We start from the raw sequence: 24,022 nt of genomic DNA, 5'->3' as shown, positions 1-24,022 counted from the left end.
GGCTTGCCGTTGCGGGTGGTGCATTGCGGAAGTCGGCCAAAATCCGCTAAATTATAACTTTTTAGCCGCCTTGCGGCGCCCCTCGCTCAAGTGCCGCCACAAGCCGCGCTGGGCGCATCCGCGTGGCCCACCGGCTACCTGTGCTGGCATCGCCCGCTTTCGCTGCGTTTTTTTCCCCGCGCCGGAACCCGGAAAGCCGCGGCCGCTCGACAGTTCGACCCCATTTCGCAGTTGGCCGCCTTCGGTGGCGCCGCCGCGTCCGAATTCCCGTATCGGTGAATCCGAGCGGCCCGGTGACGTCAGCCGGGCCCCGTTTGCCCAAGGTTTGCCCCAGCCATCAACCAGGATGAAGTGCCCGCCGTGAAACCGATTCTCAAATCCAACAAATTGTTGAATGTCTGCTACGACATTCGCGGGCCCGTCCTCGAACACGCGAAGCGGCTCGAAGAAGAGGGCCACCGCATCATCAAGCTGAACATCGGCAATCTGGCGCCGTTCGGTTTCGAGGCACCCGATGAAATCATTCAGGACATGATCCTGAACCTGCCCAGCTCGTCGGGCTACTCCGATTCGAAGGGCGTGTTCGCCGCGCGCAAGGCGATCATGCACTACACGCAGCAAAAGGGCGTGCACGGCGTCGAGCTCGACGACATCTACATCGGCAACGGCGCGTCCGAGCTGATCGTGATGGCGCTGCAGGGCCTCGTCAACGACGGCGACGAAGTGCTGCTGCCCGCGCCCGACTACCCGCTGTGGACCGCCGGCGTGAGCCTCGCGGGCGGCACGCCGGTGCACTACATCTGCGACGAGTCGAATAGCTGGATGCCCGACCTCGACGACATCCGCGCGAAAATCACGCCGAACACGCGCGCGCTCGTCGTGATCAACCCGAACAACCCGACCGGCGCGCTGTATTCGGACGAACTGCTGCTCGGCCTGATCGAGATCGCGCGCCAGCACGGCCTCGTGATCTTCGCCGACGAGGTGTACGACAAGATCATCTACGACGGCAAGAAGCACACGTCGATGGCGTCGCTGTCCGAAGACGTGCTGACCGTTACGTTCAACAGCCTGTCGAAGAGCTACCGCTCGTGCGGCTACCGCGCCGGCTGGATGGCCATTTCGGGCCTGACCGGCGAGAACCGCCGGCTCGCGAAAGACTATCTGGAAGGGCTCGGCATTCTCGCATCGATGCGGCTGTGTCCGAACGTGCCCGGCCAGTATGCGATCCAGACCGCGCTCGGCGGCTATCAGAGCATCAACGACCTGATCGTGCCGAGCGGGCGCCTGTACAAGCAGCGCGAGCTCGCGTATGAGATGCTCACGGCGATCCCCGGTGTAAGCTGCGTGAAACCGGAAGCGGCGCTGTACATGTTCCCGCGCCTCGACCCGAAGGTGTATCCGATCCAGAACGACCAGCAGTTCATCCTCGACCTGCTGCTTGAAGAGCGCGTGCTGCTCGTGCAGGGCACCGGCTTCAACTGGAAGACGCCGGATCACTTCCGCGTCGTGTTCCTGCCGAACGTCGACGACCTCGCGGATTCGATCAACCGGATCGCGCGCTTCCTCGATGGCTACCGCAAGCGTCACACAGCCTGAGCCGGCCTCGCGTACGATGTGGCGCGTGACGCGGCGCATCAGGCGCGCCGCTCGTGCCACCCCAGACACCCTTTTCAAACCTCTATTAGAAACACACGCTGCATGGAACCGATCAAAGTTGGACTGCTGGGCTTCGGCACGGTAGGCCGCGGCACCTTCACGGTACTGCGCCGCAATCAGGAAGAAATCAAACGTCGCGCGGGCCGCGGCATCGAGATTGCGCGCATCGCCGTGCGCAACCCGGCCAAGGCGACGGCGGCGCTCGGCGGCGAAGCCGGCAGCGTGGCGCTGACCGATGACTTCAACGCGGTCGTCGACGATCCGTCGATCGCGATCGTCGCGGAAATGATCGGCGGCACAGGCATTGCGCGCGACCTCGTGCTGCGCGCGATCAGCAACGGCAAGCACGTGGTCACCGCCAACAAGGCGCTGCTCGCCGTACATGGCACGGAGATTTTCGAGGCGGCGCGCGCGAACGGCGTGATGGTCGCGTTCGAAGCGGCGGTGGCGGGCGGCATTCCGATCATCAAGGCGCTGCGCGAAGGCCTGACGGCGAACCGTATCCAGTACATCGCCGGCATCATCAACGGTACGACGAACTACATCCTGTCGGAGATGCGCGACCGCGGGCTCGATTTCGCGACCGCGCTGAAGGCCGCGCAGGAGCTCGGCTACGCGGAAGCCGATCCGACCTTCGACATCGAGGGCGTCGACGCCGCGCACAAGGCGACGATCATGAGCGCGATCGCGTTCGGCGTGCCGGTGCAGTTCGACCGCGCGTACGTCGAGGGCATCAGCAAGCTCGCCGCGATCGACATCAAGTACGCCGAGGAACTCGGCTATCGCATCAAGCTGCTCGGCATCACGCGGCGCACCGATAAAGGCATCGAACTGCGCGTGCATCCCACCCTGATTCCGGAAAAACGCCTGCTAGCGAACGTGGAAGGCGCGATGAACGCGGTCGTCGTGCATGGCGACGCGGTGGGCACGACGCTGTACTACGGCAAGGGCGCAGGCGCCGAGCCGACGGCGTCAGCGGTGGTCGCCGATCTGGTCGACGTGACGCGTCTGCACACGGCCGACCCCGAGCACCGCGTGCCGCATCTGGCGTTCCAGCCGGACAGCCTGTCGAACACGCCGATCCTGCCGATCGAAGAAGTCACGAGCGGCTACTACCTGCGCCTGCGCGTCGCCGACGTGACCGGCGTGCTCGCCGACATCACGCGCATTCTGGCGGACACCGGCATTTCGATCGACGCGCTGCTGCAGAAGGAATCGGAACTCGTCGACGCGAACGGCAAGGGCGAAACCGACATCCTGCTGATCACGCACGAGACGGTCGAAAAGCAGGTCAACGCCGCGATCAAGTCGATCGAGGCGCTGCAGACCGTCGTCTCGCAAGTCACGAAGCTGCGCATGGAAGCGCTGAACTAGGCCGAACTATGAACTACCTCTCCACGCGCGGCGCCGGAGCCGGCGAGCGCCATACCTTCTCCGACATCCTGCTCGGCGGTCTCGCGAAAGACGGCGGCCTGTATCTGCCGGCCGAATATCCGCGCGTCACCGCTGATGAACTCACGCGCTGGCGCACACTGCCGTATGCGGATCTCGCGTTCGAGATCCTGTCGAAGTTCTGCGACGACATCCCCGCCGACGATCTGCGCGCGCTGACGCGCAAGACCTACACGGCCGCGACCTACTGCAACGTGCGCGACGACGAAAGCGCCGCGCAGATCACGCCGCTGAAGACGCTCGGCGTCGAAGACGGCGCGCCGCTGTCGCTGCTCGAACTGTCGAACGGGCCGACGCTCGCGTTCAAGGACATGGCGATGCAGCTGATCGGCAACCTGTTCGAGTACGCGCTCGCGAAGCACGGCGAAACGCTGAACATTCTCGGCGCGACGTCGGGCGATACCGGCAGCGCCGCCGAATACGCGATGCGCGGCAAGCAGGGCATCCGCGTGTTCATGCTGTCGCCGCACAAAAAGATGAGCGCGTTCCAGACCGCCCAGATGTACAGCCTGCAAGACCCGAACATCTTCAACCTCGCGGTGGAAGGCGTGTTCGACGACGCGCAGGACATCGTGAAGGCGGTGTCGAACGATCACGCGTTCAAGGCGAAGTACAAGATCGGGACGGTCAATTCGATCAACTGGGCACGGGTCGTCGCGCAGGTCGTCTATTACTTCAAGGGCTACTTTGCCGCGACGAAGTCGAATGACGAGCGCGTGTCGTTCACGGTGCCGTCGGGCAACTTCGGCAACGTCTGCGCGGGTCACATCGCGCGCATGATGGGTCTGCCGATCGAAAAGCTCGTCGTCGCGACCAACGAAAACGACGTGCTCGACGAGTTCTTCCGCACCGGCATCTACCGCGTGCGCAAGGCGGCCGAGACGTATCACACGAGCAGCCCGAGCATGGACATCTCGAAGGCGTCGAACTTCGAGCGTTTCGTGTACGACCTGCTCGGCCGCGATCCGGCGCGCGTGCTGCAACTGTTCCGCGACGTCGAGGAGAAGGGCGGTTTCGACCTCGCGGCGAGCGGCGACTTCGCGCGCGTGAGGGAGTTCGGTTTCGTGTCCGGCAGCAGCAACCACGACACCCGCGTCGAGACGATCCGCGACGTGTTCCAGCGCTACGACACGATGATCGACACGCACACGGCCGACGGCGTGAAGGTCGCGCGCGAGCATTTGCAACCGGGCATTCCGATGATCGTGCTCGAGACCGCGCAGCCGATCAAGTTCGGCGAGACGATCCGCGAAGCGCTGCTGCGCGAACCGGAGCGGCCGGCGGCGTTCGCGGGGCTCGAATCGCTGCCGCAGCGCTTCGAGGTCGTACCCGCGGATGCGCAGCGGGTGAAGGACTTCATCGTCGCGAATACCGGCGAATAAGGGCGACCGGCGAGGGCAAGCGGGCCGTGTGGGCTGTTTCGGCTCACGCGGCATCCCGACGCCCACGCCCGCACTACGAAAAAACGCTGGCCGCACCCTCGGCGGCCACGCAGCGAAAATCACAAAAAACTCTCCATGACGCCCGGCCGCCCAGGCTAACGGCATCGGCCGCTACAATGTTCTTTTAACCTGCGGCTTCGACACTCCAGATGTCCACACCCACGCCCCGCGCTCCGATGCTCGCCACTGCCGATGCGTTGGCGATCCTGCTCGACGCCGCGCGAGCGATCGACGGTATCGAAACGCTGCCGACGCTCGACGCGCTGAATCGCGTGCTCGCCACCGACGTCAAGTCGCCGCTCGACGTGCCGCCGATGCACACGAGCGCGATGGACGGCTACGCAGTCCGTATCGCCGATCTCGCGCACGGCAGCCGCCTGCCGGTCTCGCAACGGATTCCGGCCGGCCGTGCGCCGGCGCCACTCGCGCCCAATAGCGCGGCACGCATCTTCACCGGCGCGACGGTGCCCGCTGGCGCGGACGCGGTCGTGATGCAGGAGCAGACCGAGGTGGCCGGCGACGAGGTGACGATCGTGCATCGTCCGCAGGCGGGCGAGTGGATCACCGCGCAGGGCGCCGATATTCGCGCGGGCTCGGTGATCCTGCCGGCCGGCACGCGGCTCACGCCGCAGGCGTTGGGGCTTGCCGCGTCGGTCGGATGCGCGCAGCTCGAGGTGCGCCGGCGCGTGAAGGTCGCCGTGTTTTTCACCGGCGACGAATTGACGATGCCCGGCGAGCCGCTGAAGCCCGGCGCGATCTACAACTCGAATCGCTTCACGCTGCGCGGACTGCTCGAAAAGCTCGGCTGTGACGTGACCGACTACGGCATCGTCGCCGATCAGCTCGACGCGACCCGTGCAACGCTGCGCGAGGCCGCTGAGGCGCACGATCTGATTCTCACCTGCGGCGGCGTGTCGGTCGGCGAGGAGGATCATGTGAAGCCGGCGGTCGAGGCCGAAGGGCGTCTGTCGATGTGGCAGATCGCGATGAAGCCGGGCAAGCCGCTCGCATTCGGCGCGGTGCGCCGTGGCGCGGCGGGCACGGCCGAAACGTTTTTCATCGGCCTGCCGGGCAATCCGGTGTCGAGCTTCGTCACGTTCCTTCTGTTCGTGCGTCCGTTCGTGCTGCGGCTGGCCGGCGTGCAGGCGGTCGCGCCGCGCGCGCTGTCGCTGCGGGCGGACTTCACGCAGGGCAAGGCCGATCGCCGCAACGAATTCCTGCGCGCGCGCGTCAACGCGGCCGGCGGGCTCGAACTGTTTGCCAATCAGAGCTCGGCAGTGTTGACGTCGACCGTGTGGGGCGACGGCCTGATCGACAATCCGCCGAACCACGCGATCAGCGCCGGCGAAACCGTGCGCTTCATTCCGTTTTCCGAACTGCTGAACTGAGGCCGGCTATCCGAGGCATGCGCGGCATGCGCGGCACAAACCGGCGGTATCCCGATGAAGATTGAACTTCGATACTTTGCGAGCGTACGTGAAGCGCTCAATACCTCCGACGAAACCGTCGAGGTGCCCGACAGCATCGCGACCGTCGGCGACGTGCGCGCGTGGCTGCGCGTGCGTGGCGGCATCTGGGCCGAGACGCTCGCCGAAGGCCGCGCGCTGCGCATGGCCTGCAACCACGTGATGACAGACGCGAGCACGCGTATCACCGAGGGCTGCGAGGTCGCGTTCTTTCCGCCCGTCACCGGCGGCTGAGCCGCGCTCACGTGCATCATCACGTCCACGCCAGCGTCACAAGCCTTCAGGAGTCAGCCATGCCCGTTCGCGTCCAGACCGAAGACTTCGACCTCAGCGCCGAGGTGGCCGCGCTGCGCGCGCGCAATCCGAGGATCGGCGCGGTCGCGTGCTTCGTCGGCACCGTGCGCGACCTGAACGAGGGCAGCGCGGTCGAGACGATGGAGCTCGAACACTATCCGGGCATGACGGAGAAGTCGCTCGAGGCGATTGTCGAGCGTGCGCGCGAACGCTGGCCGGGCATCGAGGTGCTGATCGTGCATCGTGTCGGCAAGCTGTATCCGCTCGATCAGATCGTGCTCGTGGTGACGACGGCCGCGCATCGCGGCGACGCGTTTGCGTCGTGCGAATTCGTGATGGACTATCTGAAGACCGAAGCGCCGTTCTGGAAGAAAGAGAAAACCGACGCGGGCGAGCGCTGGGTCGACGCGCGCGTGACCGACGATGCCGCGCTCGCGCGCTGGGGCATCGCATCGGGAAACCAGACGGCGGAGTAGCCGAACCGCGGGCCACGGCGCTGCGGTGGCGCACGCGGCGCGTTTGTGTCAGGCGGGTCGGCGCCGACCGACGTTCACTGGTCCCGTGAGCGTCCGATGATCGGCACCGGAAACGGCTCCCCAGCCGGCCGCGACGGCTGCTCGCTATCGTCGTCGGCATCGCGGGGCCGACGCTTCGGCGCCACCCGGTCGAGCAGCGCCTGCTGCTCCGCCGGAATCTTGTAATCCCAGCCGTAACGGCTCAGCTGCAGGCTCTGCGCAATCCGTAACGCCGGCTCCATGAAACGGACCGCCGCGGCCGGTTGATAGCGCGATTCGACCGTATCCAGGAACAGGTACAGCCAGCGGCTGAAGTGCTGCGGCTCGATGCCTTCGAGCGGCTGATGCACCTGCTGCACGTTGCCGCGATACTGCTTCGCGCCGAGCACGAGGCTGTTCCAGAACGTGCACATCTTCGGCAGATGGTCGTCCCAGCGGCCCTCGAGCTTCGCGTCGAAGACCGGACCGAGCAGCGGATCGGCGCGCACACGATCGTAAAAGCCGTAGACGAGCTCGCGGATATTGGCCTCGGTGGGTTCGGCCGCGCGCTCGACCGGTGGCGCGGCGGGGAAAGACGGATTCATGCGGATTCCAGAAAAATACGTTTGCCGATGGTGGGTGACTGAACTTCGAACCCCCCGTTTTTCTAACGAACGGTTGATGCGGAAAAAGCTACTATTGCTATCCAACACAGTTTTGCAACGCGATTCGAGGAACGACGCCGCCAGCCAATGATGTTAGGGCGCGGCGCAGGTCGACCGCAACCCTTTGCGTCGACGCGGTTATCGGGCACGTTCAATGCGGGTGCTCGCAGCTTTTCAAAGCTATATCGGGACCTATGAGACTTACCGACTATACGGATTACGCGCTGCGCGTGCTGCTGTACCTCGCGGTGCGGGGCGACGGATTATCGACGATTCAGGACATTTCGGAAGCTTACGGCATCTCGAAGAACCATCTGATGAAGGTCGTGCAGCAACTGGGCGAACTGGGCTGGGTCGAAACCGTGCGCGGCCGCAACGGCGGGTTGCGGCTCGCCGCACAATCGCTGTCGCTGACCGTCGGCGACGTGGTGCGGGTCACGGAAAGCGACTTTGCGCTGGTCGGCTGTCTGCCGGACCGGCAAGGCCAACAGCGGCCTTGCGTCATCACGCCGCACTGCCGGCTGCGCGGCGCGCTGCAGGCGGCGAACCTCGCTTTTCTCGCCGAACTCGATCGCTTTTCGATTGGCGAAGTCGCGCAACCGAAAAGTCCGCTCGCGGCATTGCTCGGGTTGGGACCCAACGTTCAGCGGGTGCCGCTGCCGATTCCGGTGGCATCGGATGGCACGCGTGGCGGCAGTTCGGCGACGTTGGGCCACAAGAGCTAGCACATCGGGGCGGCTCCAGGGTGCGCAAACCCGTCCGGCCGCCTCACCGGGGAAGGATCGCGGCAGTTCTTGCGCTCAAATGTTAAATAGTTGCGACCGAGGCCAAAAAAGCGCTTGAAACCCTAATAAATCGCCTCATTTTGGTGGTAATCGAAATTGGAGGTCTCTTGATGAGAATCGACAAACTCACCACTAAATTCCAGGAAGCACTCGCGGACGCCCAGAGTCTGGCGGTTGGCCACGACAATCAGTACATCGAACCCGTTCACGTGCTGGCGGCACTCGTCGCGCAGCAGGACGGCTCCGCTCGCTCGCTGCTATCGCGCGCCGGCGTGCATGTACAACCTCTACAGACCGCACTGAACGACGCGATCACGCGGCTGCCCCAGGTGCAAGGCACTGACGGCAACGTGCAGATCGGCCGTGAACTGACCGGTCTGTTGAACCAGGCCGACAAGGAAGCGCAGAAGCTCAACGACACGTTCATTGCGAGCGAAATGTTCCTGCTCGCGGTCGCCGACGACAAGGGCGACGTGGGCCGTCTCGCGCGCGAGCACGGCTTGTCGCGCAAGGCGCTCGAAACCGCGATCGCCGCGGTGCGCGGCGGCTCGCAGGTGCATAGCCAGGACGCCGAAAGCCAGCGCGAAGCGCTGAAGAAATACACGATCGACCTGACCGAGCGCGCCCGCGCCGGCAAGCTCGATCCGGTGATCGGCCGCGACGACGAAATCCGCCGTTCCATCCAGATCCTGCAGCGCCGCACCAAGAACAACCCGGTGCTGATCGGCGAGCCGGGCGTTGGCAAGACCGCGATCGTCGAAGGACTCGCGCAGCGCATCGTCAACGGCGAAGTGCCGGAAACGCTGAAGAACAAGCGCGTGCTGTCGCTCGACATGGCCGCGCTGCTCGCGGGCGCGAAATATCGCGGCGAGTTCGAAGAGCGCCTGAAGGCCGTGCTCAACGACATCGCGAAGGACGAAGGCCAAACCATCGTCTTCATCGACGAGATTCACACGATGGTCGGTGCCGGCAAGGCCGAGGGCGCGATGGACGCGGGCAACATGCTGAAGCCGGCGCTCTCGCGCGGCGAACTGCATTGCGTCGGCGCGACCACGCTCGATGAATACCGCAAGTACATCGAGAAGGATGCCGCGCTCGAGCGCCGTTTCCAGAAGGTGCTGGTCGACGAACCGTCGGTCGAGGCGACCATCGCGATCCTGCGCGGTCTTCAGGAGCGCTATGAGCTGCACCACGGCGTCGACATCACCGACCCGGCGATCGTCGCGGCGGCGGAGCTGTCGCATCGCTACATCACGGACCGCTTCCTGCCGGACAAGGCGATCGACCTGATCGACGAAGCCGCGTCGAAGATCAAGATGGAAATCGACTCGAAGCCGGAGGAGATGGACCGGCTCGACCGTCGTCTGATCCAGCTGAAGATCGAACGCGAAGCGGTGAAGAAGGAGAAGGACGAAGCGTCGCAGAAGCGTCTGCAACTGATCGAAGAGGAAATCGAACGCCTGAACCGTGAATATTCGGACCTCGAAGAAATCTGGACCGCCGAAAAAGCAGCGGTGCAGGGCAGCGCGCAGTTGAAGGAAGAGATCGAGAAGACGCGCGCGGAAATCGTGCGTCTGCAGCGCGAGGGCAAGCTCGAGAAGGTCGCCGAACTTCAGTACGGCAAGCTGCCGGGGCTCGAAGCGCAGTTGAAGGAAGTCACGCGCGCCGAAGCCGAGGAGCAGAACAGTCCGAAGCGTCCGCGTCTGTTGCGCACGCAGGTCGGCGCGGAAGAGATCGCCGAAGTGGTGTCGCGGGCCACCGGTATTCCGGTGTCGCGCATGATGCAAGGCGAGCGCGAAAAGCTGCTGCAGATCGAGTCGAAGCTGCATGAGCGCGTGGTCGGCCAGGACGAGGCGATCAGCGCGGTCGCCGATGCGATCCGCCGCTCGCGGGCGGGTCTGGCGGACCCGAACCGCCCGTACGGCTCGTTCCTGTTCCTGGGGCCGACCGGCGTCGGCAAGACCGAGCTTTGCAAGGCGTTGGCGTCGTTCCTGTTCGATTCGGAAGATCACCTGATCCGTATCGACATGAGCGAGTTCATGGAGAAGCACAGCGTCGCGCGTCTGATCGGCGCGCCGCCGGGATACGTCGGCTACGAGGAGGGCGGCTATCTGACCGAGGCCGTGCGCCGCAAGCCGTATAGCGTGATCCTGCTCGACGAAATCGAGAAGGCGCATCCGGACGTGTTCAACGTGCTGCTGCAGGTGCTCGACGATGGCCGAATGACCGATGGCCAGGGCCGCACCGTCGACTTCAAGAACACGGTGATCGTGATGACCTCGAACCTCGGCTCGCAGGTGATCCAGGCGATGGTCGGCGAGCCGCAGGAAGCGGTGAAGGACGCGGTGTGGGAAGAGGTGAAGCTGCACTTCCGGCCCGAGTTCCTGAACCGGATCGACGACGTCGTGGTGTTCCATGCGCTCGATCGCTCGAACATCCAGTCGATCGCGCGGATCCAGTTGCAGCGTCTGCACGAGCGGCTCGCGAAGCTCGACATGCAGCTGGTGGTATCGGACGCGGCGCTCGAGCACATCGGCAAGGTCGGCTACGACCCGCTGTTCGGTGCGCGGCCGCTGAAGCGCGCGATCCAGCAGGAGATCGAGAACCCGATCGCGAAGCTGATTCTGGCCGGCAAGTTCGGTCCGAAGGATGTCATTCCGGTCGAAGTGGACGACGGTGAACTGCGGTTCGAACGCGTCGTGCACTGAGCGCGATGGCTGGATGACGCGACGGGACGGGACGGGACGGCGGTAGTCGAGTCGTTCCCGTCAACGTTAAGAAACCGGCAAGAAGGCGACTTCGTTGCCGGTTTTTTTTGCCCGCCGTTTTCAAACCGGGCGTCGACCTCGACCGGCAGCCTGCGCCGCCCTCAGCGCATCGCGCACTGCGTGCTCAAGCGTTGCCTTTGTTGCCGAGCAGCGCCGACAGGCCGCCGAGCGCGCCGAGCACCGTGGTCGCGTTCAGCTTGCCATCGGCCGGCACTTCGCCTTCCGGCGTGGCCGCGTTGACGACGTGCGGCAGGATCTGCGACAGCAGACCCGTCACCTGATCCGGCTGGACGCCGGCCTTGGCGGCGAGGCCGCTCACGGCCTCGGAGCCGAGTACGTTATGCAGCGCGTCGGGCGCGATCGGCTGGTTTTCGCCGTTGCCGACCCACGACGACACGACGTCGCCGAGGCCCTTTTCCTGGAAGCGCTGGATCAGGCCGTTCAGGCCACCAGGCTGGTTGTTGACGAATTCGAGCGCGGCTGCGATCAGCGCTTGCTGGCCGCCGCCTTCTGGCGATTTGCCAAGCAGGGAACCGATGGTGTCGAGTAGGCTCATGACGGTCTCTCTTGAATGCCGGCGCGTGCATGACGGCCGGGCGGGTGACGACGACGCGCGGCTGCGCGTCGCGGTGAAACGCAAGGGCGGCAGCCCCGCCGGCTCAAGCGCCGGACGCAGCCGCGGCGGATGCCGCCTTGCTCTTCTTCGCTTTCTTCTTCGAAGCCTTGGTGCCGGATGCTTCGGCCGGTGCGCTAGCTGCCGCGGCGGCCGGCGCCGCAGCGGCTGCCGCTTCAGATGCAGCGGCCTTCTTCTTCGACTTCGACGGCTTCGCGGCCGACGCGGGAGCAGCCGCGGCCGGCGCTGCCGTCGTGGCAGCGGGCGCGGCGGCGGTGGTTGCCGCGGGAGCCGCCGGCGTCGTCTTCGTGGCCGACCTGGCCGACGTCTTCGCGCCGGTCGGCGGCGCCGACGAGCCGTTGATCGTCAGTCCGGCCGCTTCGAGGTTCTCGACCGATTTCTGGCCGAGGCCCTTCACGCGCGCGGCGAGATCGTCGGCATTCTTGAACGGGCCGTTTTTGGCGCGTTCGTCGAGGATCGCTTTCGCATGCACGGGGCCGATGCCCTTGACCGATTCGAGCGCGGCCTGATCGGCGGTATTCACTTCCACGGCCGCGGCAAATCCGGCCGATAGCGACAAAGCCACAGCGACGCAAAGCATGAAAAGCTTCTTCAGCATGGCAAGCACTCCATTGAGGGCAAAAAGTTAGCCGGGAACGGACGACCTATCCTGTCAGCGGGCGCTGCGTTTAAGCATAGAACAAATCGCAGACCCGATTTGAGATAGCGGTCGATTTATACCGATCGATCGATGACAAGTAAATCCGGCCACACAATCTTTAAAACTTTTAGCCGCATGCAATTCCGGTGAATTTATCGGTCGATACCGGTCGCGATAAAGCGCTTGCGATAAAGAATGGGTAACGCCGGCGGATGACACCGTCCGACGCTTGACTTAGAGTGCACTCGAAGTCCTAACCTGAGTCTGTCATGTCGAAACACTCAACCGCGCTCACCATCGGTCAGGTCGCCGAAACGATCGGCGTATCCACGCACACGCTGCGCTATTACGAGCAGGCCGGCCTGATCCGGCCGGTCGGGCGCACGCAGGCGGGGCACCGGCTGTACTCGCCAGCCGATCTCGACTGGTTACGCTTCGTGATGCGTCTGAAGACGACGGGCATGTCGATTTCCGGCATGCAGCAGATCGCCGCGCTGCGCGCGCAAGGCCATCCGACGATGCGCGAGCGCCGCGACCTGCTGGTCGCGCATCGCACCGCGCTGCTCGCGCGGATCGCCGAACTGCAGAGCAACCTCGGCGCGATCGACGACAAGATCGCGTACTACGAGGCAGCCACGAGCGGCGCGCTTGAGCCCGATCCGGCACGACAGGACGACGAAGCCTCGTCGTCCTCACACGCCAATGAGGACTTGCAATGGACTACGCAGACAACGACCGCTACACGCGCGGATGGGACAAGCTCAGGGAAATCGACGGTTCGGCGGGCGAGCAGGTAATCGCCGCGCTTGCACCGATCGCGCCGGAATTCGGGCGCCTGCTGATCGAATTCGGCTTCGGCGACATCTACAGCCGGCCGCAGCTCGATCTGCGCACGCGTGAGATTGCGACGATCGCGTCGCTCGCGACCCTCGGCTGTGCGCAGCCGCAGTTGAAAGTGCATATCGAGGCGGCGCTGAACGTCGGCTGCACGCGCGAGCAGATCGTCGAGGTGTTCATGCAGATGGCGCTCTATGCGGGTTTTCCGGCCGCGCTCAATGCGTTGTTCGCGGCGCGCGAAATATTCGAGGCGAGGGATCGCGAGGGGGAGGCCGCGTGCGCGGCGTGAGAGGGCTGATCTGCACGGGGAGAGGGATGGCGGATGCAGGACAGCTAGAGTCTCACCCCCCGGTTTCGGGGTGCAACTAACGGTCCCATCAGTTCGATTCGAGGCCTTCCTGAGCCCCCATCGCCTCATACAGCCGAATCAACCCGGACTGCAGCGGTCTTGCGCAAATAGCGCTGGCTCACGATCCGCCAATAAACGAGCAAGCCGGCCCCGGCAATCGCGAGACTGGCGGTATTCGCGACCCAGAAACCGCGCGCGCCGGTGAGCCAGGACGGCGTGAGGCCGGTCGTATCGAAGCCGAGCGCATAGCCGCCGCCGAGCCCGACACCCCACAGCGCGACCGCATAGATGACGGTCGGCACGACCGCGACCTTGTAGGCGCGCAGCACGAACGCGGTCGTGATCTGCAAAGCGTCGAACAGGTGGTAGCAGGCGACGATCAGCACCAGTGGCAACGCCTTCGCCGCGACCTGCGCGTTCGTCGTATAGCCGTCGACGATATACGGCCGCAGCACCAGCACGAGCGCGCCATAGCAGCACGCGAGCGCGACCGCCATCGCGATGCCGTGACGCGACAGCGTGCGCGCCGCTTGCGGCCGATGCGCGCCGAGCGCCTGCGCGACCAGCGTCGACGATGCGATGCCGATCGACAGCGGCGTCATATACAGCACCGCGCCGAGATTGCCGGCGATCTGATGCCCGGCGAGCGTCGTCGTGCCGAAGCGCGCGATGAAGAGCGCCATGAACGTGTACGACGTGACCTCGATCAGATACGACAATCCCATCGGAATACCGAGCCGCAGTTGTGCGGCCTGGCGCTTCCAGACCGGCCAGCAGAATTGCGTGAAGATACCGAGCGCCTTGAAATCGTCGACGCGCGCGAGCAGCAGCATGCCAAGCGCCGCGAGCGCCCAGTTGAGCAGCGTGCTCGCGAGCGCGCAGCCCGGACCGCCCAGCGCCGGCACGCCGAGGCCGCCGAAAATGAACCAGGTATTGAGCGGAATTTTCAGCAGCAGCGCGGCGATCTGGAGGAACATCACGAGCCGCGGTTTGCCGAGCGCGTTGGCAACGGAACTATAGACCCGGAACGCGAGGCCGGCGGGCAGCCCGAACGCGAGAATCCGCAGATACGCGAGCGTGCGCTCGTGCAGCGCGTCGGGCACGTGCGACAACGACAACAGCGGCCCGGGGAAGAACAGGATCAGAAAGCCGATCACGGTCAGCGCGGCGGCGAGCCACCATGACTGGCGCACCTCTTCGCCGATCTCGCCGTAGCGGCGCGCGCCGTACAGTTGCGCGGCGATCGGCTGCAGCGCGGTCAGGATACCGGTCAGGCCGATATAGACCGAGACGTAGATCGACGAGCCGAGACCGAGGGCAGCCAGATCGACGGCCGAGTAGCGCCCGACCATCGCCGTATCGATCACGCCGAACGCGATGATGGCCAGTTGGCCGATCAATACGGGCCACGCGAGCGCGGCGATTTTCCGTACGTCGGCGAACATGGTCAGTCGGGCTTTTTGTGCCAGTTGCGGTGCTTGCCGGGCGGCGGCTTCGGACGGTCGATGCGCACGTACAGGCGGAAGCGCTCGTCGCGGTCGGCCGCGCGGCGGCCTTCCCACACGAGCTTCCAGATGTAGTCGGGCAGCGCGCTCGGGTCGCCGTAGTCCTGCGAGTCCTGACGCAGGATCACGTCGCAGTCCTGGTCGAACGAGAAGTGCATGTCGCCGAAATACGCGAACGTCGCGATCTGCGCATTGCCGAGGCGCACCGGCGAGATGCAGGTGTAGTCATCGGGCAAGTGGTTGGCGATCTGCTGCGCGACGTCGCGATAAGTCCGGCTGTAGTTGACCACCGGCAGCCACAGCGTCATCAGCAGCACCCACATCAGCGTCGTGCCGGCGCTCGACAGCACCACGCTGCGCCACAACACCTTCGGATGACGCGCGAGACGCCAGCGCACCAGCAGGAACCAGCAGACGGTCACCGCGATCGCGCAGATAAACGACAGAATCTTGAACTGCGGCACGAAGCCGGGCGCGAGCCGCGCGAGATTGCGCGCAAGCGGGTGCGGAAAACCGGTCAGACTCGCCACATACACCGCCCACACGAAGCTGCCGAGGATCGTGAAGCTCAGCAGCGCGAACCAGTCGATCGCGTTGATCGCGCCGCGCTTGAGCGTCGGCAGCGCGAAAGTGGCGAGCACCGCGAGCGGCGGCAGCAGCAGCATGTAGAGTCGATTCGATTGATGGCTTTGCAGCACCACGAGCACGAACAGCGGCCCGATCACCGACAGCGGAATCGCCACATGCGGCGCGCGCCGCAAGCCCTTCCAACTGAACCACGACCACAGCGCGAGCGGCCAGGCGGGCCATGTGAAGAGCGGCAGGTTTTTCAGCGCATAGGCGGCGACCGAGCCGGGTGGGCCCGCGAACGAACTCAGGCTCACATGCAGCCACTGGTTCAGATACCAGACGGCGTCGTCGGGGAATGCGGCAAGCGCGATGATCGGCCACGATACCGCGAGCACCAGCGCGACGGGCAGACCCGCGAGCAGCAGCCAGCGCGAACGCGTTTCGCGCACGATCAGCGTCATCGCGAGCGTGCCGAGCAGCAGCGCGCCGACCAGCACCGGGCTGCTCGCGAGCGTGACGAGGCCGATCGCTAGGCCCCAGATCAGCGCGCCCTGGATCGGCTTGTCGATCATGCGCACGAGGCCGTAGACGAGCATCGCGATGCAGACGAACTGGACGAGCTGCGGCGTGGTTTCGTGGCCGCGCTCGGCGAGGCCGAAGCACGCGAGCAGGATGAGCAGTGCGCCATCGGCGAGCGTGCGGCCATAGTCGCGCGGTTCGGGCTCGCCGCCAAACGCGTATTTGAACGGCTGCACTTCGGCGCGCCGGCCGAGCAGATACGCCGCGTACCAGACGAACGCGCAGCCCGCGCAGAACAGCAGGCCGGTGAACACGCGCGACGCGTTGCTCGAGTCGACCCACGGTGCGAGGACGCGGATCGCGCTCGCTCCGAGCCAGTAGCCGAGCGGACCGTCCTCGGTCAGATATTTGCCGACGAGGTTAGGCAGCAGCCAGTCGTGCGCGCCGCCATTCGCCATCGTCCACATGACGCCGAAGCCGGCTGCGTCCTCGTTCTTCCACGGATCGCGGCCGAACAGGCCGAACGAGGCGTAGAGGATACAGATGGCCAGCAGCAGCCAGCGCGGCAACGCACTGGTCGCAGAGGCGGTGAGGCGGACGACAGGTCTCATGCGGTGTGTGGAGTCTGGATAAACGATGCAGCCGGAGCGGTCCGGCAAGTCAGGGCGGGAGGGCCCGTTTCGAGCATCCGGCATTGTAGTCGTGCGGTGCGATGCACGTCACGGCCGGTAACGCCCGGCAACGTCGATGGACAACCTGTAACAGGTGTCGTGAAAGCGCGGTGTGCTGGTTCCGGGTTATGCCATCGCGGGTATGCGACCCAGCGGCCGCCCACGCGCAGGCGACAAAAAAGGGCAGCTCGCGCTGCCCTTTCTGTTTGCTCCGTCGCCGGCCGGAAGCCGGGACCGTCGCGGTATTACTTTGCTGCCTTGCCGGAAGCGCGGGCGCCGAACTTCTTGTTGAACTTCTCGACGCGGCCGGCCGTGTCCATGATCTTTTGCTGGCCGGTGTAGAACGGGTGCGATTCCGACGACACTTCGATCTTTGCGAGCGGGTAGGTCTTGCCGTTGAATTCCGCGGTTTCGCGCGTCTGGATGGTCGAGCGCGTCACGAACTTGAAGTCGTTCGACATATCGATGAACAGGACTTCGCGGTAATCCGGGTGAATGCCTTCTTTCATGGTCTTTCCTTTAATCTGGCGGTAGCCAACCCGCGTGCAGCCTTAAATTAGACTGCCTTCAGGCGCGAGCCACTTGCCTACGGTCGAAAAACCGCGATTATGCCAGAAAATCAGTTGCTTGGCGATTTTTCTGCCACCAGATTCTATTGCGGCGCAAGCGGCGCCCGTTCGCAGCGTCTCAAACCGGCGTGAACGTCAATCCGACGCGCGCTGGGTCTTGCCGGTAGTAGCGCGCGAGCAGCCGGTACAGTTCCGGATACTCCGCCTCGAACGCTTGTGGCTTCACGAACAGCGCCTCGCTGCACACGGCGAAGAATTCCGACGGATGGTCCGCCGCATACGGATCGATCAGCGACTCGCGTTCGAAACGCGTCCAACGTCGCTCGGGCACAGCGTCGACTTTCGCGCAGAAATGATCGTATGCGTAGTCGAACACGTCGGCCCATGCCTGCGCATCGAGCGGCGCGTGCCAGCGGCGCATCAGCGGCGGGTGGCCATCCGCTTCGCCGTTCAGCATGTCGATCTTGTGCGCGAACTCGTGGATCACGACGTTGTATGCGTCGCTGCCGTCGGTCATCTGCGCGTCTTCCCACGACAGCACCACAGGGCCGCCTTCCCACGCCTCCCCACTGGCGTCGTGTTCGATCTCGTGCACGACGCCGTCTTCGTCCTCGACGGTCTTGCGGATCACGAACTCGCCCGGATAGACGATTACGCCAACCCAGCCGCGATACAGATCGAGGCTCAGGTTCAGCACCGGCAGGCACGCCTGAGCGGCGATGCCGACCGTCATCGCATCGGTCAGTTCGAGCTCGTGCGCGGTCGAGAATTCCTTCTGCGCGAGGAAGAGACTCGTCAGCTCGCGTAGCCGCGCGAGATCGGGGGCTTCCAGATGTGTGAGAAAGGGCAGGCCGGCGAGCGTTGCCTGCCATAAGGAATCGTCGATCGCGTAATCGCGCAGCGCGCGCTCGCGACGCCGTGTGCCCAGCCAGTTCGTGAGTTTCGATAGCATGCTTGAGCCCACCTTCAGTCGATCTGTTTTTGCCACGCGGCGAACAGGCCGCCGCATATCGTGACGCCGATCAGAAAATGGAAGCCGTCGAGCGACGCGAGGAAATTGGCCTGCTGCGCGACCGACCGGCTGATCGTCGCGATTCGCGAGCGTGTTCTGATAGACCGAATTGTACGGATTCACGGTCTCCGCGAGGCGACTTTGATGCAGCGCAAGCCGGTGCTGTTCGATGATGATCGCCGAGGCGGTCGCGAAGGAGATGGTCAACTGCCGCACGATGTTTTTCAACCGGTAGCCGTACGTGAACTCTTCGATCGCGAAGATGCGGAAAGTCAGATTCGCGACCAGCTGCGCGATGAACAGCAACACGAGCGCATAGGCGCTCGACGCCCACGCGAGCGCATCCGGCGGTGCATTGACGCCACCCGCGATATAGCTGGCGAAAAAAAACCGCTCGCAATCTGCGAGCGGTTTTTCATGCTGTGCAGTTGCCGGCCGCTACGGCCAGCACGAACGTCGCGCGTTAGCTGCCGCCACCACGACGCATCATGTCGAAGAACTCGGAGTTGCTCTTCGTCTGGCGGATCTTGTCGAGCAGGAATTCCATCGACTCGACTTCGTCCATGTCGTGAATGAACTTGCGCAGCACCCAGATCTTCTGCAGCACTTCGGGCTTGATCAGCAACTCTTCGCGGCGCGTGCCCGACTTGTTCAGGTTGATCGACGGGTAGACGCGCTTCTCGGCGAGACGGCGCTCGAGGTGCACTTCCATGTTGCCGGTGCCCTTGAACTCTTCGTAGATCACGTCGTCCATGCGGCTGCCGGTTTCGATCAGCGCCGTGCCGATGATGGTCAGCGATCCGCCTTCCTCGATGTTGCGCGCCGCGCCGAAGAAGCGCTTGGGACGCTGCAGCGCGTTCGCGTCGACACCACCCGTGAGCACCTTGCCGGAGGCCGGTACCACCGTGTTGTAAGCGCGCGCGAGACGGGTGATCGAGTCGAGCAGAATCACGACGTCGTTCTTCATTTCGACGAGGCGCTTGGCCTTCTCGATCACCATTTCGGCGACCTGCACGTGACGCGCGGCGGGTTCGTCGAACGTGGAGGCGATCACTTCGCCCGCCACCGAACGCTGCATTTCCGTCACTTCTTCCGGGCGCTCGTCGATCAGCAGCACGAACAGCACGACGTCGGGATGGTTCTGTTTGATTGCGTGCGCGATGTGCTGAAGCATCACCGTTTTGCCCGACTTCGGCGAGGCGACGAGCAGGCCGCGCTGGCCCTTGCCGATCGGCGCGATCATGTCGATGATGCGGCCCGTAACGTTCTCTTCGCCACGCATTTCACGTTCGAGCAGCAGCACCTTGTTCGGGTGCAGCGGCGTCAGGTTTTCGAACATGATCTTATGCTTCGAGGCCTCCGGCGGCTGGCCGTTGACCTTGTCGACCTTCACTAGCGCGAAATAGCGCTCGCCGTCTTTCGGCGTGCGCACTTCGCCTTCGATCGTGTCGCCCGTATGCAGATTGAAGCGGCGGATTTGCGACGGGCTGATGTAGATATCATCCGTGCTGGCGAGGTAGGAGGTTTCCGGCGAACGCAAGAAGCCGAAACCGTCCGGCAGCACTTCGAGGGTGCCGTCGCCGAAGATCGTGTCGCCCGCTTTGGCTCGTTTTTTTAGAATGGCGAACATCAATTCCTGCTTGCGCAGGCGGTTCGCGCTTTCGATCTCGAGGCCATTGGCCATCTCGATCAATTGGGACACGTGCAGAGTCTTAAGCTCGGATAAATGCATACGGAGAACCCGCAGGAGAAGGTGCGACGAAATGAAATCTGGGAGGAGGGTGAGCGGAACCGCTCAAAGACTTACACGTCTTTTCGACGTTTTCTGGATTCTAGCATAGCACACGCCAATTTCCGCCAGTGCGGCGGAGTGGCATCTTTGTCGTAAAGCGTGTTGCCGGTTGACAACACGCTTGACCGGCGGGCGCAGTGGTTTGCATCCACCGATGCGCCCGATTCTCGACTGCTCGCGGCGCGCGATCAACCCGCGAGCGCCGCGACGTGCTTCTGTATGTTTACAGGTTGCCGTCGAGGAACGCGGTGAGTTGCGACTTCGACAGAGCGCCGACCTTCTGAGCGGCGACGGCGCCATTCTTGAACAGGATCAGCGTGGGGATGCCGCGCACGCCGAACTTGACCGGCGTGGACTGATGCTCGTCGACATTGATCTTCGCGACTTGCAGACGATCGGCGTAGTCCTTCGCGACTTCGTCGAGGATCGGCGCGATCATCTTGCAGGGACCGCACCATTCGGCCCAGAAATCGAGCAGCACGGGTTTATCGGATTTCACGACGTCCTGTTCGAACGATGCGTCGCTAATATGCTTAATTTGTTCGCTCATTTATGAATACCTCTGTCGGTTCGAGGCCCGCCTGAATTGCTCGCCACGATACGTCAAAAATCGGGAAAATTTCCGTTCGCTTTGCCGCATCCGGAGACTCGCCGCGCGTGCCTGTGAAAATCAGAAAAACCGTCTGAAAAAATGCCGGATTTTCACGGAATACGCGGAAAGAGTCGGGTATGCGGGTCTTTCAACTGGCAGTGTAGCTTAATTCGCTATGCGTTGCCGATGGCGATAGTACTCATTAGGTCAGTGGGGCTAATAGGTCGCCGCCGCGGCGTCGGCCGGTGTCTGCGGCTCACGGATACCGCGTTGCAATCTAAATGGTGGCGGGCGCGGCGAACTCAAGTGCCTTGCGTGGCGGGTGTCGTCGCGGCGGCTGGGATGACGTCGGGCGGCGTGCAGCAAGCGGACGTTAACAGTATGAAGCGGTTCGAAGCGGAGCGTCGTTCGCGTTTTGCGCATATCAACAGTCGCACAATGCGCGCGGCAATGATAGAATCTTTCGTGACGGGCCTCCTCGCATGGAGGGATGGTCAACCTGGTCAGGTCGGGAACGAAGCAGCCACAGCCGTTTTCCACCAGTGCCGAGGGTCGGGCTCGTCACCTTCCTTTGCTTCTTTCTCCGCGGCCGTTCTCACGGATTCTCCGCAGGCTGTCCTCATAGTATTCCCCGCTTCAATATTGATCGTTCGCCGTGTTCCGACTGATCATCGTCGTGGCCGTGTCGCGCGTTCGCGCGTCTTGCCGAATCGGTTTTGCGCGCCATTGTTACTGATACAATTTCCGGATGACCTATCAAGTTCTCGCACGCAAATGGCGGCCGAAGGATTTCGCTTCGCTCGTCGGACAGGAGCACGTGGTGCGCGCGCTCACCCATGCGCTCGACGGCGGCCGTCTGCACCATGCCTATTTGTTTACAGGTACGCGCGGCGTCGGCAAGACCACGCTGTCGCGCATCTTCGCGAAGGCACTCAATTGCGAGACCGGCGTGACGTCGACGCCGTGCGGCGTGTGCCGTGCGTGTCGCGAGATCGATGAAGGGCGCTTCGTCGATTACGTCGAGATGGACGCGGCGAGCAATCGCGGCGTCGATGAAATGGCCGCGCTGCTCGAGCGCGCGGTGTATGCGCCCGTCGATGCGCGCTTCAAGGTCTACATGATCGACGAAGTGCACATGCTGACGAACCACGCGTTCAACGCGATGCTGAAGACGCTCGAAGAGCCGCCGCCGCACGTCAAGTTCATCCTCGCGACCACCGACCCGCAGAAGATTCCTGTCACCGTGCTGTCGCGCTGCCTGCAGTTCAATCTGAAGCAGATGCCGGCCGGCCATATCGTGTCGCATCTCGAACGCATTCTCGGCGAAGAGAACGTGCCTCACGAGGCGCAGGCGTTGCGCCTGCTCGCGCGCGCGGCCGACGGTTCGATGCGCGACGCGCTATCGCTGACCGATCAGGCGATCGCCTATTCGGCGAACCAGGTCAGCGAAGACGCGGTGCGCGGCATGCTCGGCGCGCTCGACCAAAGCTATCTGATCCGCCTGCTCGACGCGCTCGCGCAGGGCGACGGCGCGGCGGTGCTCGCGGTCGCCGATGAAATGGCCTTGCGCAGCCTGTCGTTTTCGACGGCGCTGCAGGATCTGGCGAGCCTGCTGCACCGGATCGCGTGGGCGCAGTTCGCGCCTTCGTCGGTGCTCGACGAATGGCCGGAGGCGGCCGACTTGCGTCGCTTCGCCGACACATTGAGCGCCGAGCAGGTGCAACTGTTTTATCAGATCGCGACGATCGGCCGAAGCGAGCTGGGCCTCGCGCCCGACGAATACGCGGGCTTCACGATGACGCTGCTGCGCATGCTCGCGTTCGAGCCGGCGCCGACAGGCGGCGGAGGTGGGGCGGCGGGAGCCGCTGGCGCGCAGACCGGTGCGGCCGGCGCCGGTGCGAAGCGTTCTGGTGCACCGACGGTTGCCGCGCTGCGCGCGCTGTCGCCTTCGTCCGCGACGGCCATGGCAGCCGCTGCGTCGACTCGCGGACCTCAGGTGGGCGTCGCCGGCGAGGAACCGGGCGATGCGATGAAATCGACCGCGCCGGTTGCAAAGCCGATCGCGAAGCCCGCAGCCGACACCGCGCAAGCTGAAGCAGCGCGCGTGACAGACGCACCGGCTATGTCGGCACGCCCGCTGGCACCTTGGGAAGACTCGCCCCCGAATGATGGCGCCGCGATCGCCGGTTCGACTGCGCCGGTCTCCAACCAGGCTTCTGACCTCGCACCTGCGTCCGCGCCGAGCGCGCTGGCCCGCGCGGAAGAGGCCACGGCACCGGAGCCGGAAGCGCGCCAGGAGTTGACTGCACCCGCTTCAACGCCGGCACCGGCGGCCTCGGCCGACTCCGCGCCGCGTCGCGCGGGCGGCGCGAGCGCCGCGCTCGACGTGCTGCGCAACGCCGGCATGAAAGTATCGTCCGACCGTGGCCGCCCCAACACGCCCGCGGCCGCGAAGCCGGCCGCGCCGGTCGCCCCGAAACCCGCCGCGCCGCGCGTGGTCGTGCCGGTGCCGACCTCCGGTGCGCCACGCCGCGCGTCGCAAGACAGCGCCGCGCAGGCTGCGCCCATCCGAGACGCCCACACCGGCGCAAGCGGCAACGCGCAACAGACCAGCCCGTCGAGCCCACCTTGGGACGACATGCAGCCGGACGACTACATGCCGCTGTCGGCCGCGGACGACGCGTACTTCATTCCGCCAGACGACAACTTCGTGCCGGTGTTCGACCACGGCCCCGACGACGTCCGCATGGGCGGCCCGGCCGCGCAGGCCGCCGCACCGGCGCCGGTCGTCGACACACGCCCGCTGCCGCCCGCGGTGCCGCTCGATCCGCTCGGTTTCACCGGCGACTGGCCCGCGCTCGCGGTCGATCTGCCGCTGAAGGGCATTTCGTATCAGCTTGCGTTCAACAGCGAACTGATGGCGCTTGAAGGCAGCACGCTGAAGCTCAACGTGCCGGTGCCGCAATACGCGGAAGCGTCGCAGGTCGCTAAACTGAAAGCAGCGCTCGTCGAGCGGCTCGGCCAGAACGTCGACGTGCAGGTCGAAGTCGGCCCGGCGCGCCGTACCGCTGCAGCGCACGACGCGAAGCTGCGCGCGCAGCGCCAGCAGGAGGCCGAGCGCGAAATCAGCGCCGATCCGTTCGTGCAGTCGCTGATTCGCGAATTCGGCGCGAGCATCGTGCCGGGCTCGATCCGCCCGATTACCCCGGACGCCGCTCCGAACGGCGCGGCGCCGGCCCACTGATTCATCGTTCGCGGCGTCGTCGCAGCGCGGCGCCGGAATGCCAGATTTCACGCTATCTAGAAG

Annotated in this window: 20 protein-coding genes, 1 other RNA gene and 1 pseudogene; 12 read left to right on the top strand and 10 right to left on the bottom strand. The window is 64.6% G+C overall.

Annotated elements, in window-relative coordinates; translation table 11 throughout:
- Positions 1-351 precede the first annotated feature (351 nt).
- The 6 genes from QFZ91_RS07500 (at position 352) to QFZ91_RS07475 (ending at position 6,789) form a co-directional block, all read left to right on the top strand.
- Positions 352-1,599 (top strand): pyridoxal phosphate-dependent aminotransferase, encoded by a 1,248-nt coding sequence (locus QFZ91_RS07500; RefSeq protein ID WP_309235140.1) that lies wholly within the window; start codon positions 352-354, stop codon positions 1,597-1,599.
- Positions 1,600-1,701: 102 nt separating this feature from the next.
- Positions 1,702-3,033 carry a homoserine dehydrogenase gene (locus tag QFZ91_RS07495; protein ID WP_429566826.1) on the top strand — a complete coding sequence of 444 codons (1,332 nt, stop codon included), beginning with the start codon at positions 1,702-1,704 and terminating at the stop codon, positions 3,031-3,033.
- An 8-nt stretch (positions 3,034-3,041) separates the two neighbouring features.
- Complete coding sequence (thrC, locus tag QFZ91_RS07490; protein ID WP_368612142.1) at positions 3,042-4,493, top strand: threonine synthase; 1,452 nt, start codon at positions 3,042-3,044, stop codon at positions 4,491-4,493.
- Between the two features lie 236 nt (positions 4,494-4,729).
- On the top strand, positions 4,730-5,941 hold the full coding sequence (locus tag QFZ91_RS07485; RefSeq protein ID WP_429568607.1) for a molybdopterin molybdotransferase MoeA: 1,212 nt from the start codon (positions 4,730-4,732) through the stop codon (positions 5,939-5,941).
- 54 nt (positions 5,942-5,995) lie between these two features.
- A complete protein-coding gene (moaD, locus tag QFZ91_RS07480) occupies positions 5,996-6,253 on the top strand; it encodes a molybdopterin converting factor subunit 1 (protein ID WP_429566825.1) in 258 nt (85 codons plus the stop codon).
- 59 nt (positions 6,254-6,312) lie between these two features.
- The gene (locus QFZ91_RS07475; protein WP_176377874.1) at positions 6,313-6,789 is read left to right on the top strand and encodes a molybdenum cofactor biosynthesis protein MoaE; all 477 of its coding nucleotides are present in this window, start codon (positions 6,313-6,315) and stop codon (positions 6,787-6,789) included.
- A gap of 74 nt (positions 6,790-6,863) precedes the next feature.
- Here QFZ91_RS07475 and QFZ91_RS07470 read toward each other — a convergent pair whose 3' ends face one another.
- A complete protein-coding gene (locus tag QFZ91_RS07470) occupies positions 6,864-7,412 on the bottom strand; it encodes a group III truncated hemoglobin (protein ID WP_429566824.1) in 549 nt (182 codons plus the stop codon).
- Positions 7,413-7,666: 254 nt separating this feature from the next.
- On the opposite strand from QFZ91_RS07470, the gene QFZ91_RS07465 reads away from it, so the two are divergent.
- Both QFZ91_RS07465 and clpB read left to right on the top strand, forming a co-directional pair.
- Positions 7,667-8,197 carry an Rrf2 family transcriptional regulator gene (locus tag QFZ91_RS07465; protein WP_429566823.1) on the top strand — a complete coding sequence of 177 codons (531 nt, stop codon included), beginning with the start codon at positions 7,667-7,669 and terminating at the stop codon, positions 8,195-8,197.
- A 170-nt stretch (positions 8,198-8,367) separates the two neighbouring features.
- Positions 8,368-10,965, top strand: coding sequence for an ATP-dependent chaperone ClpB (gene clpB / locus QFZ91_RS07460; RefSeq protein WP_176108662.1), 2,598 nt, complete (start codon positions 8,368-8,370; stop codon positions 10,963-10,965).
- Between the two features lie 184 nt (positions 10,966-11,149).
- Here the strand turns inward: clpB and QFZ91_RS07455 are convergent, their stop codons facing one another.
- Together QFZ91_RS07455 and QFZ91_RS07450 are read right to left on the bottom strand one after the other, a co-directional pair.
- Complete coding sequence (locus tag QFZ91_RS07455; protein WP_429566822.1) at positions 11,150-11,665, bottom strand: YidB family protein; 516 nt, start codon at positions 11,663-11,665, stop codon at positions 11,150-11,152.
- Positions 11,666-11,684: 19 nt separating this feature from the next.
- Positions 11,685-12,257 (bottom strand): ComEA family DNA-binding protein, encoded by a 573-nt coding sequence (locus QFZ91_RS07450; protein ID WP_429566821.1) that lies wholly within the window; start codon positions 12,255-12,257, stop codon positions 11,685-11,687.
- A 311-nt stretch (positions 12,258-12,568) separates the two neighbouring features.
- Here QFZ91_RS07450 and QFZ91_RS07445 point away from each other — a divergent pair, with 311 nt between their 5' ends.
- Together QFZ91_RS07445 and QFZ91_RS07440 are read left to right on the top strand one after the other, a co-directional pair.
- Positions 12,569-13,096, top strand: coding sequence for a MerR family transcriptional regulator (locus QFZ91_RS07445; protein ID WP_176119896.1), 528 nt, complete (start codon positions 12,569-12,571; stop codon positions 13,094-13,096).
- Positions 13,015-13,425 (top strand): carboxymuconolactone decarboxylase family protein, encoded by a 411-nt coding sequence (locus QFZ91_RS07440; RefSeq protein WP_176108658.1) that lies wholly within the window; start codon positions 13,015-13,017, stop codon positions 13,423-13,425. The genes QFZ91_RS07445 and QFZ91_RS07440 overlap by 82 nt, the downstream gene beginning before the upstream one ends.
- A 125-nt stretch (positions 13,426-13,550) precedes the next feature.
- On the opposite strand, the gene QFZ91_RS07435 is transcribed toward QFZ91_RS07440, so the two are convergent.
- From QFZ91_RS07435 to trxA, 7 genes and pseudogenes are all read right to left on the bottom strand, one after another.
- The gene (locus QFZ91_RS07435) at positions 13,551-14,930 is read right to left on the bottom strand and encodes an MATE family efflux transporter (RefSeq protein ID WP_429566820.1); all 1,380 of its coding nucleotides are present in this window, start codon (positions 14,928-14,930) and stop codon (positions 13,551-13,553) included.
- A gap of 2 nt (positions 14,931-14,932) precedes the next feature.
- Positions 14,933-16,690 (bottom strand): ArnT family glycosyltransferase, encoded by a 1,758-nt coding sequence (locus QFZ91_RS07430; RefSeq protein ID WP_176377868.1) that lies wholly within the window; start codon positions 16,688-16,690, stop codon positions 14,933-14,935.
- Between the two features lie 305 nt (positions 16,691-16,995).
- Positions 16,996-17,259 (bottom strand): type B 50S ribosomal protein L31, encoded by a 264-nt coding sequence (locus QFZ91_RS07425; RefSeq protein ID WP_012400355.1) that lies wholly within the window; start codon positions 17,257-17,259, stop codon positions 16,996-16,998.
- 178 nt (positions 17,260-17,437) lie between these two features.
- Positions 17,438-18,271 carry a zinc-dependent peptidase gene (locus tag QFZ91_RS07420; RefSeq protein ID WP_429566819.1) on the bottom strand — a complete coding sequence of 278 codons (834 nt, stop codon included), beginning with the start codon at positions 18,269-18,271 and terminating at the stop codon, positions 17,438-17,440.
- A 14-nt stretch (positions 18,272-18,285) separates the two neighbouring features.
- Positions 18,286-18,643 (bottom strand): annotated as a pseudogene (locus QFZ91_RS07415) (MFS transporter); the annotation flags it as partial.
- Between the two features lie 151 nt (positions 18,644-18,794).
- Positions 18,795-20,063 (bottom strand): transcription termination factor Rho, encoded by a 1,269-nt coding sequence (gene rho, locus QFZ91_RS07410; protein WP_008921615.1) that lies wholly within the window; start codon positions 20,061-20,063, stop codon positions 18,795-18,797.
- A 283-nt stretch (positions 20,064-20,346) separates the two neighbouring features.
- A complete protein-coding gene (gene trxA / locus QFZ91_RS07405) occupies positions 20,347-20,673 on the bottom strand; it encodes a thioredoxin TrxA (protein WP_013089343.1) in 327 nt (108 codons plus the stop codon).
- Between the two features lie 509 nt (positions 20,674-21,182).
- On the opposite strand from trxA, the gene ffs reads away from it, so the two are divergent.
- Together ffs and QFZ91_RS07395 are read left to right on the top strand one after the other, a co-directional pair.
- Positions 21,183-21,281: signal recognition particle sRNA small type (gene ffs, locus QFZ91_RS07400), an RNA gene on the top strand.
- A 182-nt stretch (positions 21,282-21,463) separates the two neighbouring features.
- The gene (locus QFZ91_RS07395) at positions 21,464-23,959 is read left to right on the top strand and encodes a DNA polymerase III subunit gamma/tau (RefSeq protein WP_429566818.1); all 2,496 of its coding nucleotides are present in this window, start codon (positions 21,464-21,466) and stop codon (positions 23,957-23,959) included.
- The last annotated feature ends 63 nt before the right edge of the window (positions 23,960-24,022 follow it).

Source organism: Paraburkholderia sp. JPY419, assembly GCF_050435705.1.
GTDB lineage: Bacteria > Pseudomonadota > Gammaproteobacteria > Burkholderiales > Burkholderiaceae > Paraburkholderia > Paraburkholderia youngii.
The sequence above is the reverse complement of the archived record's forward strand: the minus strand, read 5'-3'. Positions and strand labels throughout refer to the sequence as shown.